The following is a 15,342-nucleotide window of genomic DNA, read 5'->3' as shown; positions in this document are numbered from 1 at the left end:
TTAGAGGGGGGGATTCATATCTTAGTATTGCGGGAGCTGGTTTTATAGCTTGGATGTGTAGTGAATAAACAGAATGGCGTGCTACAAAGGCACCAAAAAATAAAGGAGAAGAATAGCTCTTCTCCTCCCCGCACTACTATTATTTCGATACTCCAGCTGTCTGAGTTGCTGTAAATGTCCAGTACAATTCTAGATTTGCGCCTTGGTAGGCGTTTTGATCTTCGTTATTTTCATTAAATCTAAATCTTACTTCCAGTTGATCCGATGTACGGCTCTTTAAGCCATCTTTTTCACCATCTTGGAAATATATCTTTTTGCCATTTTCATTTTTTTTGTCGTTGCCTTGACCTTTTTCAATCTCTGGGGATGTATTATCAACTGCATCGGCTGAAAGTGCCTTTAGAGTGCTTAAAGTCAAACTTTCAAATACTATACTTTCGCCCTTATCATTGTTTCTAAGGAAGTCTACCACGATGTGGTCGCCAAAACCTTCCACTGATTCAGTATAATTAGTAGTTAAAAACACTTGGGAAATATCTAAACTCCCGTTATTCTCCAATTTGAATGTTCTATTCATCGAATCACCAGGCTTCAAATTGTTTACTGAGATAATGGTTTCCGGATTCACCGCTAAATCCAATGTACCTGCAGCGAATTCATTCACGCTCGTTTCAACATCATTGAAATAAGCATACGTTCCCCCACCAATCATACTTACAGCCAATGCTCCAGTTGCAATACCCATTGCTAATTTCTTTTTAAGAGCCATTTAAAATTCCTCCAATGATTATCAAATTTTACTTGCGTCATTGCTTTGTCCATAGCCATTCAAGTGCCTGTTTGAATTAGTTTTTTGCTTCCAATGTTTCACCTATTATCTGTAATGGCTTCTTTCTCAACCTGAGGTGTTTTGGAGCGAATTTCTCTTTGCCTAAGTTCTTTCCTGTCCAGAAGTAGAATGCCATATTGTTTAATTAGACAAGGCTTAAGTACCTCATCACCCCACCCATCTCCTCCTTTAGAACTTTGTTTTACTATAAAATGGAACTAGTTTCAGTATAGCCAGAGAACAATAAATCCACCTCCCTCGAATGGATACTCTTTTTCTTGTTGACACTCTACCTTAGGGGGGGATGGGTATTATAGACTTCCGCACCATTCGATTTAACTTACATTGGTTGAATGGATGCCTGGATGCCTAAGATATTTGGAGTAGTGGGTGCAATAGGACTCATGTCCTGTTATTGGAAGGGTTTGTTGATTGAGGGGCAATTCAGAGATGGCCGGGGCATTTGGATGGTGTGCCGGTCCAGTTTGTCGACTGAACGTATTTCCAAGGATATTATCATATTTTTTGATATGCGGGGTTAGGAATTTTATAGCAGTAGAGGTGGGGGGTTAACGGAATACATAGAAACAAATTATGAACGTAGATGAGCGTACAAGCGTGGATTCATATTTACGAGCGTTGCAATTCACACGTTTAACCCCTCCCCTATACAAAGGGAGGGGTTAACAAATGACATATTACACTACAACTTCAACAACCCTCCCCAGCTTCCCAAATCCTAGCCTCCAACTCCCCCCAATGCATTTCCTTCTCTTCAACTGTCCATCCTATCAAAATAGCCATATACTCAATAACTTCTTTTTTCCACTTATTCACCCAGTCGATGTCGAACAATACAGCCCCCGTCCGTCGAATGAAGTAATCGGCCGGGGTGAGGGCCATTTCTTCTTCGATTGCGTAGTGAAGGGTCAGTTTGATGGATAGCGGCAAATTGGTTTCATGCAACACTTGGTCCGCATACTTAATCACCGATTCCGTATTGGTTCCATATGTCGCAAGGATGCTAGTGGCATCGACCACTGAGATTCCCACCTTTGCGACGTCACCAGCTCTTTCGTGTATAAAACGCGAATAATCTTCAGGTTTCTCAAAATCCCCGCCTGACAACTTCAAACGCTTCGTCACTGATTTGGTGCAACCCACACCATCCACTCTAAGCTGCTCACAAACCATATCCGTCACCGTCTCCGCCATTTTCCGATACCCTGTCAATTTCCCGCCAGCGATTGTAATCAATCCGGTGTCTGATGTCCAAATTTCATCTTTTCTCGAAATCTCGGACGGTCCTTTTCCTTCCTGCCGGATGAGCGGGCGCACTCCTGCCCAGGAGGATTCAATGTCTGTCATCCCAAGCCGCACTTCTGGAAACATGAATGCAATACTCGCCAATAAGTACTGCTTATCCTCTTCCGTTATTTCAGGATGAATCAAATCGCTATGATACTCGGTGTCTGTTGTACCCACATACGTTTTTCCGTTCCGCGGAATTGCAAATACCATCCGACCGTCCGGCGTGTCGAAGTAGACTGCTTGTTTCAATGGGAATTTCCCGTTATCGATGACGATATGAACGCCTTTTGAATGGAATAAACTCTTCCCTTCTATATCCCTATCCATCCCAATGACATCTTCAACCCATGGGCCAGTTGCATTAATGATCTTTTTGCCAAAAGCATGATATCGATTTTCATTGAACACATCTTTAAAATACAATCCCGACACCTTTCCATTCGCATCATACGTGAACGACTCGGCCTTCACATAAGTTAGCAAGTCCGCTCCATTCGCAAAAGCAGTTTTCGCCACTTCGATTGTCAACCTGGCATCATCCGTCCGGTACTCCACATAATAGCCTGCTCCGAGTAATCCTTTCCTATTTAATAGAGGCTCCTTTCTCAATGCTTCTTTCTCCGTCAACATTTTCCGGCGCTCTTTCTTCTTCACGCCCGCCAGGAAATCATAAACCTTCAATCCTAACGAAGTGGAGTACTTTCCAAACGTACCCTTGCGGTAAATCGGCAAGAGCATCCATTCGGGGTGAGTGACATGGGGGGCATTCCGATAGACGACCTCCCTCTCCTTCCCCACTTCCGCAACCATGCCAACTTCAAATTGTTTCAAATATCGCAGTCCACCGTGGACAAGTTTCGTGGAACGGCTTGAAGTCCCCGCTGCAATATCCTGCATTTCGATGACAAGCGTCTTCAAACCTCTCGTCACACAGTCAAGAGCTATGCCCGTTCCGGTTATTCCGCCCCCGATAATGATGACATCGTATTGCTTGTTTTCAATGCTGCCCAATAGTTCCCGTCTGCCGGTAAATGAAAATGATTTCATCTGTAAAACGCTCCTATCATTGAAAAAGGCCATTACAATAGCCCTGCTCAATGCAGGGGGATTGTAATGGCCTTCTCTCATAATCTCTGACCTTATAAAATTTTCCTTTTCCTAACATCACGCTATGGTATTATAATAGTACACCACTTCACATTTTTCGAAAGGATGAATTAACTTGAGTCTAGTTGACATGGTCGAATCCCAAATGATTGCCTCCGTAAAGAATGAGGAGGATTTACAGCACGCTCTCACATCCAATTGCAACATTGTCTTTCTTCTCACCGGGAATCTGATGACCATTGCAGACTATATTCGACAGCTGCGCGAGGCGGACAAATATGTCTTTCTCCATCTCGACTTTATCGACGGACTCTCCAATTCTAAAAATGCGCTCAACTACGTCGCTGAGTACTGGAATCCTACAGGAATCATAACAACGAAAAGTCATATTGTTAAAATGGCGAATGAAGTTGGGTTGAAAACCATTCAACGCATCTTCCTCATCGATCGCGCTGCCATTAAAAAAGGGATTGAGATGGTCAAATCCTGTCAACCGGATGCCGTCGAAATTCTTCCTGGCATCATTCCGAAAGTCATCGACCAGCTCTCAAGGGAACTTGATTACCCAATAATTGCTGGCGGATTGATCACTAATCTGTCCGAAGTCCATGAAGCCCTGGAAGCAGGTGCTTTGGCGGTTTCCTCCGGTGACCCTGCAATGTGGAAATTCGATTTATAATGTAATAAGATCTTTGACGCTATCCAATACGAGATCAGGTAGATGCTCGGTACTTGCAAGCATTTCCTCAGTCGTAATGCCTGAAAGGACAAGCACGGAATGGATACCAGCATCATTCGCCATCTTAATGTCCGTTTCCAGGCGATCACCTACCATAAAGCAGTCATCCGCTTTCATACCGAGCACATTTTCCAGTACATATTCAGCCATCAACGAAGACGGTTTTCCAGTGATCATCTTCACCGGCTCGCCAGTCGCGCCTTCAAGCGCACCAATCATCGCGCCGCAATCCGGGATTTCACCATCTTTGACCGGACAAGTCCGATCAGGATTGGTCGCCAGTATTTCGGCCCCATTCCGCCATGCTTGGAAGGCATTGTTCAGCTTATCGTACGTGAATTGCCGGTCCCATCCTAACACAACATGAGATGCGCTGGCGGGAACTTCCGCCAGCTTTATGTTTTCTATCGCCAGTTCCTCGAATAAAGGCTCTTCCCCGATGACGTAGGCAGAATCACCCTCACCCATGACCGTTTTCAAATAATGTGCAGTAATATAATTAGAATTAATGACCTCGCTAAGCTCAACTTCAATCCCTAAACGATTCAACTTCTCAACGTACTCTTTGCGATTCGCAATTGATTTATTCGTCAGGAACACCACTTTATCCCCGCGCTCTTTCAACGCTTTTATCACTTCCGGCGCCCCATCGATAATATGGTCGTCCAGATAAATCGTTCCATCCAAATCAAAGATAAACCCTTTCAACACTCTCACTCCAAGTCAGTTATACCTAAAACAGTATTTGTGTACAAGCTCACACTTCACTCTTCCAATTAAAGACGTTGTTTTTTCCCGATAAAACTGGCAATGCCCTGCAAAACTAGTACTAAGACGATGAGGACGATAGACATCGCTGCCGCTGAATAGTACTCTGCGCGAAGTATGTTCTGGAAGATCGCCAAACTCATTGGTGCCCATTCAGGCGGAGCCAACAGGATCGAAACACTTGCCTCTTTAATGACCGTAATAAAAACAAGTACGGATCCGGCTGCAATTCCAGGCAGCATTAACGGTCCTACGATTGTAATCGCTGCGGTCAGAGGGGTGGCGCCAAGATTCACTGCCGCTTCTTCAATATCCTGTTTGATGGCCCGCATGGAACCCATCGTTGAACGGACCATATACGGAAGTCGCCTGATCGTATAAGCGATAATCAAAAGTAAAGCAGTCCCCGTCAATTGCAGCGGCATCGTATTGAATGTCTGTATCAACGCGATCCCGAATGCGATTCCCGGCACGACCAATGGAATGGACGCGATAAAATCCAATTTCGCTGAATTCTGTCTGACGACGAAATACGATACAAATGTTGCGATGATAACACTTAACACCAACGCGCCAGTCGCGAGCATAATACTGTTTTGGATATTGCCCATCGACGTTGAAAAGATCGTTTTATAGTGGTTCAATGTATAGCCGCTCGGCAATAAATCCTTGCCCCATGTCGTTGCAACGGATTGAAGTGCCACGGAAAGCATCGCCAATAGCGGAATCAATACGACAAACAGAGAATAGCCGGATAGTACGCGCGTCAATAACTTATTCTCAATGAGCTTCTGCTGCTTCGGCTTTCCGGAAACGGAGCCATAGTTTTTCCCCTTCGTATATAAATGCTGGAGATAGAAGAAGAATGCCGCCACGATCACCATGACAACCGTCAGAATGGCTGCCCCGCCCCAGTTGAAGAATCCTGAAATCTCTCGATACGCTTCAACGACGAGCAAATTCAACTCTTTTGGTGCCAGGACAATCGGACTTCCGAAATCCGAGAAGCTCACCGTAAAGATGAGCAATGCGCTCGAAATGACCCCTGGCAACGCAAGCGGGAACGTCACGAAGATGAAGGTGAACCAGTTTTTCGCCCCGAGATTTTGGGAAGCCTCTTCCAAACTGATATCACTAACCTTGAATGCCGCCACTAACGGCCATAATGCGTAAGGGAAAAAGAAGAATACTTGCACCGCAACGACCCCGGCCATCGAATAGGGGTTCAACAACATGCCTTCCCCGCCCAGCGCGTTATAGATTTGCGTCACCCATCCAGCCCGTCCGAACATGATGATAAATGCATATGCAGAAATGAACGTCGGTACGATCAATGGAATCATGCATAATGCGGAAATCGTCTTTTTAAAAGGCATTTTCGTCCTTGCAATCCCATATGCAAGGGGAATACAAACAAGGATAATGATGATGGTAACGGTAAATGCTAGTGCAAGGCTGTTTTTCAATGCAGAGAAATAACCTTTGCCCGAGAAGATCCTTTTATAATTATCCAATGAAATGTTCTTGAACTTTTCAAGCGTCGAATTGAAAATGGCCGGATCCGTCAAGGAGCCTAATAGGTTCGTCGGTTCACCAGTGAAACTGACAACGAACACGGAGAGAAGCGGCAGCAACATGAACAGGCCAAAGAATGCATAAATGAGGACTTTTACGACCGTCAACCCATTGAAGCTGTTTTTGATACGGTTCATATTAACAGCACCCTCTCGTGGTCCACAGTCAACTTCACTTTCTTCCCTTCCTCAAAAATATTAGCTCCTGAGGAATACGTTGTATCGACAATCAATTGATAGGAGCCGACTTGGACGTCATACCTGACGATCGACCCTAAATACGTGGACATGATGACAGTCCCTTCAATTACATTCGTCTTCGCGTGATCAATCACACTGTCCGCAGCTTCCACTTTTACGTGTTCCGGACGGATGATGACATCCACTTCTTTTTTCTTCGCTTTATTGGATGAACGGAGTAAAAACCCTTCCCCTTTGACGACAGTGAATCCATTCTCTTCGCCTTCAACAGTGCCTTTCAGAATGTTCGAGGTACCAACGAAATTTGCGATGAATGGCGTAGACGGATTACTGTATAGCTCTGTCGGAGTTCCGATTTGAACGATTTCGCCTTTATCCATGACCGCAACACGGTCCGCCATGCTCATCGCCTCTTCTTGGTCGTGCGTGACGAAGATCGTCGTAATGCCCAAATCCTGTTGAATCGTCCGGATGGTGTTTCGCATGGAATGCCGTAATTTCTGATCCAAGTTGGATAACGGCTCATCCATTAGAAGAACTGCAGGCTCCATGACCAATGCTCGTGCCAAGGCCACCCGTTGTTGCTGGCCGCCCGACAGTTCACTCGTCAACCGTTCCGCATGATTTTCCAACTCAACATACTCTAAAATTTCCATTACTTTATTCTTCAGATCTTCCGGATATTTTCCGAACCTCTTCGTCAATAGACGTGCGTAGATCCCCATTTGTTTAATCGGATTGCTTGCATTGAGCTGCTTGATGTTCAAGCTGTATGCAACGTTTTCAAACACATTCATATGTGGAAATAATGCATAGCTTTGAAAGACCATACCGCAATTCCGTCTGTTTGCCGGAATCTTTTCCACTTCACGATTTCCTATGTAAATGGATCCCGATGTAGGATTTTCGAAACCGGCAATACACCGCATCGTTGTCGTTTTCCCACATCCCGAAGGACCGAGAAGAGCGAAAAATTCGCCCTCCTCGATATCAAGGTTAATGTCGTGAAGGGCAGTAAAGTCCCCAAACGTTTTTGTCATGTTCTTAATTTTTACTGACCCCATACATATTCACCCTTATTTATTGAAATTTGTCTTTCCATTCGTTACGAACGCGATCGTAGTTTTCATTCACCCAATCGATATCAAGATCGACAGCATGCTCTTTCACCTTATCAAGCGTCAATGGAGTTTTAGATTCCACGTCCGGGTTGATCGGGATATGGTACCAATCCGCCATGATCTGCTGAGCTTCTTTTGAAAGAAGGAAATCCATGAATTTCTTGCCGCCTTCAGCATTCGGACCACCTTCAATCAAAGTTGCAGGGTTGACAAGCACCGGTGTTTTATCAGGAACGATGAAGTCTACAGTTTCACCTTTAGCCTTTTGCTCATAGGCCATGAAGTCAAAACCGACGCCGATATGCGCTTCACCCATCGCTACGGCTTTAGTTGGAGCTGAACCGGAGTCAGGGATCGAGTTCGCTTGCTTTACAAGTTTTTCAAAATACTCCCAAGCTTCGTCTTCACCTTGCTGCATCATTTGGTCCATAACCATTAGAGTGGCGGTACCGGATGCTGCAGGGTTCGGGAACTGGATCTTCCCTTCCCATTTCGGGTCAAGCAGATCTGCCCACGTCTTCGGGGCCTCTTCTTCAGTCACCAAGTCGGTGTTATAAGAAAACCCTAATACGAACAGTTCTACGCCGACATATTTACCGTCCTGGTGCTTTAATTTAATGCCATTCTCCACAACATCCCAATCTGCTGCGAAATCCGGGATATAAGAAGCAAGGATTCCACGATCTACTGCTGCTTCAAACGGAAGGATTCCTCCACCGCCGTACCAGACGTCCGCTTTCGGATTGTCCTTCTCAGCCATCATCTGATTGACAAGGATATTCGTCCCGGCGTAATGTACATCGACTTTATCGCCATGTACCTCCTCATACTTCTGAGCCAATTCCTTCGTAAAATCAGGTGTTTCCGGTGAATAAAGAGTGATCCTGCCCCCTCCTTTTCCATCTCCGTCACCTTCTGAAGCTCCCCCTGCACAACCGGCCAGCAATCCTGTAGCCAACAAGATACTAGCAGCCAATCCACCAAATCTTTTCATGAAAATCCCCCTAAGATTTTATTAGGCAAGAAAAAAGAGAGGAACGCCAAATGAACCCCTTTTCCAGAAAGGGCTTACATTCTAGGCTTTCATCTCATCGTCTCTGCCTATATTCAACTACCCATAGTATACAGTAGATTCATACAATTGCAATAGTATTCTATTTTTTAATAAACATTATTTAGATCTTTCACTCATTTCCATAACCATATTGGTTATGAGTCTGTCACCCTACGAGGTGAACTAGTTCATTTGAAATGGAATTAATAGCGCTTCCGGTAATAAAGAATTGTTTTTAGCCCCTTTACAATAATTTAACTTTCAAACAATTGGGAATCATGTATACTTCTAACCGATTGCTACCTAGGTTGCTAGATTGGCGATCTAATTCGAAAGGAGGAATTGGGATGATGAAAGGAATTATGAAGTGGGTAACCCTTGGCGTTGTCGCACTGGTGGCGGGTATCGGCTATTTGTTCGGCGCTGGAAATCTGGCGAGTGCCGATCAAACCGTACTCGTCGAAGAGGACTTTGAGCAATTGGATGGCGTGATGCCGGAAGGATGGAGCGTCATTCAAGGACAAGCATCCGTTGAAGATGGGGCACTGAAGGTAACTTCGCCTTCGTCAGCTTCACCGGCGAGAGTGCTTGTACCGCTCCCCGATAAGAACGGAAACATCGTGTTTGAGGCAGATATGACTTTCGTTTCCGCAGTCGAAGATACTCGATGGGCATCAATGATGTTCCGTGTGCAATCGGCGAATTATCCATATTATCAATTCGCAATCCGGAGAGGTACGACAGCGCTGAATGGCGCGGAGTTTGCAGAGAGGAATGCCCAGAACAAATGGGTCGTACCCGAAGCTACATTCTTCACGGAAAAGTTCGAGTACAACAAGCCTTATCGAATTAAAATCATTGCAAGCAATAATCGTGTTCAGCAGTTCATTAATAACAAACTTGTCATCAATACAGATCAAGCATCCGGTTTACTTAACGGCGACATCGGCTTCCAAGCAAACGGAGCCACCGTCCTATTCGACAATGTGAAAGTTTCATCTTTCGAGCAAGGGTTGCCGCCAGTTGAAAACGCGGGCGCTTTCCTTCCACAAGAGCCGGAGACAAATATCATAAACGCACCTACACTAATCGGACAATCCTTGGCTGCCTCCGAATCTTCAAATACAGCATCTGTGCTCCTGAAAGTTGAACAGAATGGCGTAGGTGAATTGGTGACGGATGGCGTGCCATTACGCGATGCACTGGCCAATGTACAAAACAAGCGCATTCCAATCTTGCAAATCGAAACGAAAGGCATTGAAGAAGTAATCATAGAAAGCTTGGATGCTGCACAGACGACTGACGTTCATATCGTCTCGTCCCATCCGGAAATCGTGAAGGCAATCACTAACCTGATGCCTACAGCAAGAGGTGGAATCGTCTACACGAAGAATTCATTCAACAAACATGACCTTAACGAACTGATCCGGACCGTCCATGCTAGCAATGCAAAAGTTGCGCTCATTCCGGAAAAACTTCTCGATGTGGAAAATGTCCACTACTTGCACACAAGGATGGTAGCCGTATGGGGAATCGGTGCCGAAGATGAAAACAGTGCACACGCGCTCATCCACACAGGAGCAGACGGCATCATCACAGATAACCCTGCCGCTTCCATTGAGGCGCTTGGAAAGTACCCTGAAAACACAATCGTCAAACGACCGATCGTCGCCGCCCACCGTGGGGTCCCGTCGCTAGCCCCTGAAAACACAATGGCAGGGTACCGACTGGCTTACGAGCTTGGCGCGGATCAGATCGAAACGGATTTACAATTGACGAAAGACGGCCACCTGATTATCATGCATGACTTGACCGTGAACCGGACGACAAATGGGACGGGTGCGGTAAGCGATTTGACGTTCGATGAAATCCGTCAGCTCGATGCAGGCATTAAATACAGTGAAGAATTCGCTGGAGAGCAAGTACCGACATTCAAAGAGTTCCTTCAAGAATTCAAAGGAAAAGACGTCATCCTTCTCGTCGAATTGAAAGGCGTCGGCATCGAGGAGCAAGTGATAAGGGAAATCGAAGAAGAAGGGATGGTCGACCAAGTCGTCCTGCAAAGCTTTGACCTCGGCAGCATGATCGATTCCTTTGAATTAAAACCTGAAATCCCTGTCGGTTACCTGTATTCCGCTGCAGTGCCAGCAACGACAGAAGCAAAAATCAAAAACGCCCAAAAGATGATGGACTACGGAACATCGAATCAAGTCACATTAAATGCAAGCTACGGAAGCACATACGAAGAATTCATCACGTATATGCGCCAACGCGGCATGCTGACGATGCACTGGACATTCCGTGCTGAAGAGCCTTTCCGCGATAAACTCGCACAAGGACTCGTCGGCCCCATCACCGACTACATGCAATGGCTCACAGATTCACCGATCAGACTCGAAACACCCATTAAGAAAATCAACCTGAAGCCAGGCAAAACATCCACAGTCCAAGCAAAAGCCTTTGTCAATTACCGCACCGCTAAAAAGGAGAACATCGCATCCGAACTGTTTGTCGCTGATGACAACGGCGTCGTCAAACTGACTGGCAACACAATCGAAGCTGTCTCTCCTGGAACAGCCCAAGTATTCGTGAAACACACATTCACCATGCTAGGTACGGAGTGGAATATTGTTGGAGAGCCGATTGAGGTGATTGTGAAGTAATTATAGAGGAGTACAGGTGAAAGATTGCAAATAGCATTTTTTCACCTGTTTTCTTAATGAATTGATTAAACGTGGCTTCTTGTTTACGAGCGCAAAGAGGAAGTTTACGAGCGTGGATTCCTGTTTACGAGCGCACAGGTGATTTTACGAGCGTAGATTACTATTTACGAGCGTGAAACTGAATTTACGAGCGCTGAGTCCAGTTTACGAGCGCGAAATCCTTTTTACGAGCGGCTACACATAATTAGTGAGCGCCGCCAACTTTCGAAAATTAATATTTGATGAAAGGCCTCCCCTAACGTGCGGGAAGGCCTTTATGTTATCTACTATAAATAACCTCTGTAGCAGAATTTCGATCATTGGACAATATCTTGTTATTCTTCTTATCCCTAGATACCTCATACTTCTTGAATCCATCTGGCAGGTCAACTAGTACATCCAGGGAGTCTGCCCAGAAAATCGGCTCCACTTTAATGCTGCCTTTTCGATTTGTATTCTTATAGACAACATTGTTCGTACGTGTGGAAGGAGTGTAAGTGATTTTTGCTTCTTTCGCAATAATCGTTACACCATTCATTGCCCCAACTCCACCCAATTCATTGTTGGATAAGGCAATAGAACCTTTCAGTGTAAGTTTCTCTTTAGTCTCTTTCTTCTCGGAATTACCCACGTATATTGCACCTAACCTGGAATCTTTCAATGTTGTGTTTGATAGTGCCAATGAAGCTCCATTTCCGCTTACTTCAATTAGATGATCCTTCATTTCTTTCCCGGCAGCGAAGTTCAGATTGTCGATGACAACTGACGAGCTGATCAGAAGTCCTTCAGCGTTTCTTTTTGGATCCCCTTTGGAATTAAGAGTTATCGTCTTTCCATTTCCGTTAATGGAAATTGCCTCGTTAACTTTAAGTGGTTTGTTGGTTGTGAAATTGTCGGCAATGTTCATTCCCGGAGTCTGCTTTTCTGTTTTTGTTTTACTTAACTGTGAGACAGCATGAGAAAACTCCAGGTCATTGTCGATATGATAATAGGCATTTTGTATTTTTGTGTAAAGATGTAAGTCCGCAAGTTTAAAATCGAACTCTCCATTCCCATCTGTCCAAAATGCAGGAGCCGGTACACCTTTAGACTGGTCATTATGCTTGTTGCCTTTCCCAGTAACGATGATTTTACTACTTCCCCGATCCGCAACTAAATTAACCCCGCCGTCTTGGTTATTCGTTGTTTCAACGTTGGTTAAATTGACGGTTGTCGGGGATGAAGTTCTGGATGTATAGACATGCAAACCGCCTTTGGCATTGGATAGTTTCACTTTATTCAAAGTAACGGATGACGTATTATCCGAAACGATATTGTAGCCCGCGAAGTTCGTGACCTCAGCATTCTCGAAAGTGACATTGTCGGAATTGACAAGTATTCCATGGCCTCGTGTATTGAAATGTCCGACCAACTTCACATTCTGCCACTTTGCATTCTTTGCATTTTCATCAAATGTAATGGCAGCTTCTTCGGATTTGTACCGTAATCCATCAGAAACTTTAATGGCCGCTCCATTAATCGCTTGAATCTTTACATTTGGATAGTTGATCGCTACTGGCTTAGTGATCGTAATATCTTTAGAAATCGTTATTTCAGGAACCTTCAAAGAGAGTGCTCTTTGTAATTCAGTTTCATTTGTAATAGTACCTGTTGGAACAGCAATTTTTGAACCGGCAATCGAAGTATACGATCCTTTAGTACCTACGACAGAGAATGTGGAGTTATTCAGGAAAGTTACTGTATCGTCCGTAAAGTCAGTTGCAACTTCCAACCCTAAACTGCTGACCCGATAAGTGATTCCAAATATCTTGTTCTTTAAGCGGGTATCCTCATAGAAAGTAACCGTCTTCCAGTTGCCACTCGAAGAGACTGTCGAGTAGGAAGTGGAATATTGGTTCTTTCCTTCGGTCCACGTGAATGTCCCCGCTTGGCCGCTCGTGTAATTCCCATTACCAATGGAGAGATTTGTCAGTTCCAGCGTTTGGTTTGTTTTTACGTCCCCAGCATACATTTTAGTTTTCGTAATCATCTTATACTTCGTAGGATTTTGGTCAAAAGTCATGGAGATGACTCCATTGGCGTCCATACTTGCAGCCCGGATTGTGATGTCCTGGTACACTGGCGGCTCATAAGGAGGCGTCTGATCCGGGTTTTTGACTCCGTTAATCCGTTCAATTCGGTATTTGGCTGAATCGTAGTTCCGGATGACATCTTTAATGGATGTATTCCAAGGAATGAGTGCATTGGCCACCCAAGTTTGCGAGCTTACGTTAACATAGCCATCACGTGGAATGTCCAGTGTTGAGATGGTTCCAGCTGTATTGATTGTCACAAGGCGGTTCGTAAGGATGTTGAAGGTTGTAATCGTACCTGATCCATTCACTGTAACATCCCTTGTCGTGGAGACTGATAGCTTAGGGATAGTTGAGTAGATTGCCGCCTCTGACATAGAGCCCTCTAATGAAACCTCATTGACCCGGGAAGTATCATTTGTTCTGACAGTACCATTTGCTTTCATTGTAATGGATTGTGCGAATGACTTGTTGGTGAGTGTGAAATTCGTGTTGGATTTGGATAGTTGTACTGTGTTTAGCGTGGTGTTATTGAATGTGAGGTTAAGAGTTCGATTGGAAGTTGAAGTGTAATCGTTACTAGTCGTAGAACCTTTAATGTTCAGCGTATCTCCAGTGAAATAATTTTGTGTTTCAGAACCGAAGCTGAGGTTTTTAGTAACTGTCAGATCCCTGACATTGAGGTAATCGGCATCGATGACCAGACTGCCATTCAAGGTTGTGTTGTTTCCGTACAATGTAATTATATTGGACGAGGTTCCTGAGTTCCTGAGTTCAAGTTGCGTGATGGACGTCAGGGCACCTTTGTCATGATTGAAAGAGATTTTTGCGTTTTTTAAAGCATTGTAGTTTTGGGAAGAGAAGAAATAGCGCAAGGATGCAGGAATGTCGTAAAAGCCCTTATCAGTTTGCAGTGAGTACCCATCAAAAGTTGAAATCGTTGCATTCACAGTATCTGTCCGGTTCGTTGCCAGTTCGCTCCGGTGTACGAACATCGCCATCTGCCCACGGTCTACATATTGGTTTGGTGCAAATCGGGTAGGCGTGATTCCAAAAGTGATTTTGTTGTCAATTAAGGACTGCAAGTAGCCGGCGTAAAATGCATTTGCAGAGACATCTGTGAACTTAGCCGTACGCAATGGTTGCTTTTCGAGTTGATAAGCTAAGGCCAAGATTTTCGCCATCTGTCCACGGTTCAACGGATCATTCACTCCGAAATTGCCGTTCGAGTACCCATCGATGATGCCTGCCTCGTAAAGTGCCGCAATGTACTTGTAAAACCCATGGGAAGTCGGGACATCACGGAAATGAGGATTGCGAGCATTGTTCAGATCCAAATTCAATGAAATAGCCAATATTTTCGCAGCCTGGCCACGGGTCACCTTTTCAGAAGGGCGGAATGTCCCATCGGCATACCCATTAATAATGCCCTTGCCAGACATATACATAATCGAATCATAAGCAACATGAGATGGTGGGACATCCTTGTAATACGTTGGAGCCGCAGAAACAACAACAGGCGCTACAATGGCACTCGTCAGCACGGCAGCTGACGTCAAGAGCTTGACGTTTTTGTGTTTTTTGACCAAACGGTTTCCTCCTAATTTGTTCATTCCATAACTTAGACGACAGAAGTCAGTAAAAGTTACGCTGATTATTCAGATTATCTTATCCTTGCAAACTACTGATTAATCGTCTTTTCTTTTCTACTATAAGTGGACAACTAGTTTGTTATTCCAATTATCATTATATAGTTGGAGATTGGTTTAATTGATAGGTCCTATGAATGATGTTTGATATAGACAGCAAAGGACCAAGTATTGACTACACAGCCCTTAGCCCTTTAACAACTACTAAGGCGATC

At 44.6% G+C, this 15,342-nt stretch carries 9 protein-coding genes; 2 read left to right on the top strand and 7 right to left on the bottom strand.

From position 1 onward, the window contains the following. Positions 1 to 139 precede the first annotated feature (139 nt). Positions 140 to 769 (bottom strand): TasA family protein, encoded by a 630-nt coding sequence (locus M3152_RS02610; RefSeq protein ID WP_251693649.1) that lies wholly within the window; start codon positions 767 to 769, stop codon positions 140 to 142. Between the two features lie 771 nt (positions 770 to 1,540). Next, positions 1,541 to 3,187, bottom strand: coding sequence for a glycerol-3-phosphate dehydrogenase/oxidase (locus M3152_RS02605; protein ID WP_251693648.1), 1,647 nt, complete (start codon positions 3,185 to 3,187; stop codon positions 1,541 to 1,543). A 175-nt stretch (positions 3,188 to 3,362) separates the two neighbouring features. Between M3152_RS02605 and M3152_RS02600 the strand changes: the two genes are divergently transcribed. Beyond that, a complete protein-coding gene (locus tag M3152_RS02600) occupies positions 3,363 to 3,926 on the top strand; it encodes a glycerol-3-phosphate responsive antiterminator (RefSeq protein WP_251693647.1) in 564 nt (187 codons plus the stop codon). Here the strand turns inward: M3152_RS02600 and M3152_RS02595 are convergent. From M3152_RS02595 to M3152_RS02580, 4 genes are all read right to left on the bottom strand, one after another. Further along, positions 3,921 to 4,697 carry an HAD-IIA family hydrolase gene (locus M3152_RS02595; RefSeq protein ID WP_251693646.1) on the bottom strand — a complete coding sequence of 259 codons (777 nt, stop codon included), beginning with the start codon at positions 4,695 to 4,697 and terminating at the stop codon, positions 3,921 to 3,923. The genes M3152_RS02600 and M3152_RS02595 overlap by 6 nt on opposite strands. A gap of 65 nt (positions 4,698 to 4,762) precedes the next feature. Next, on the bottom strand, positions 4,763 to 6,466 hold the full coding sequence (locus M3152_RS02590) for an ABC transporter permease (RefSeq protein WP_251693645.1): 1,704 nt from the start codon (positions 6,464 to 6,466) through the stop codon (positions 4,763 to 4,765). Further along, positions 6,463 to 7,593 carry an ABC transporter ATP-binding protein gene (locus M3152_RS02585; protein ID WP_251693644.1) on the bottom strand — a complete coding sequence of 377 codons (1,131 nt, stop codon included), beginning with the start codon at positions 7,591 to 7,593 and terminating at the stop codon, positions 6,463 to 6,465. Before M3152_RS02585 ends, M3152_RS02590 begins: the two co-directional genes overlap by 4 nt. Before the next feature lie 16 nt (positions 7,594 to 7,609). Continuing rightward, the gene (locus M3152_RS02580; protein ID WP_251693643.1) at positions 7,610 to 8,644 is read right to left on the bottom strand and encodes an ABC transporter substrate-binding protein; all 1,035 of its coding nucleotides are present in this window, start codon (positions 8,642 to 8,644) and stop codon (positions 7,610 to 7,612) included. Positions 8,645 to 9,051: 407 nt separating this feature from the next. Here M3152_RS02580 and M3152_RS02575 point away from each other — a divergent pair, with 407 nt between their 5' ends. Next, a complete protein-coding gene (locus M3152_RS02575) occupies positions 9,052 to 11,367 on the top strand; it encodes a glycerophosphodiester phosphodiesterase family protein (RefSeq protein WP_251693642.1) in 2,316 nt (771 codons plus the stop codon). Positions 11,368 to 11,686: 319 nt separating this feature from the next. On the opposite strand, the gene M3152_RS02570 is transcribed toward M3152_RS02575, so the two are convergent. Then, positions 11,687 to 15,067, bottom strand: coding sequence for an S-layer homology domain-containing protein (locus M3152_RS02570; RefSeq protein WP_251693641.1), 3,381 nt, complete (start codon positions 15,065 to 15,067; stop codon positions 11,687 to 11,689). Between the last annotated feature and the right edge of the window lie 275 nt (positions 15,068 to 15,342).

This window comes from Sporosarcina luteola (genome assembly GCF_023715245.1).
Classification (GTDB): Bacteria; Bacillota; Bacilli; order Bacillales_A; family Planococcaceae; genus Sporosarcina; species Sporosarcina luteola_C.
The sequence above is the reverse complement of the archived record's forward strand: the minus strand, read 5'-3'. Positions and strand labels throughout refer to the sequence as shown.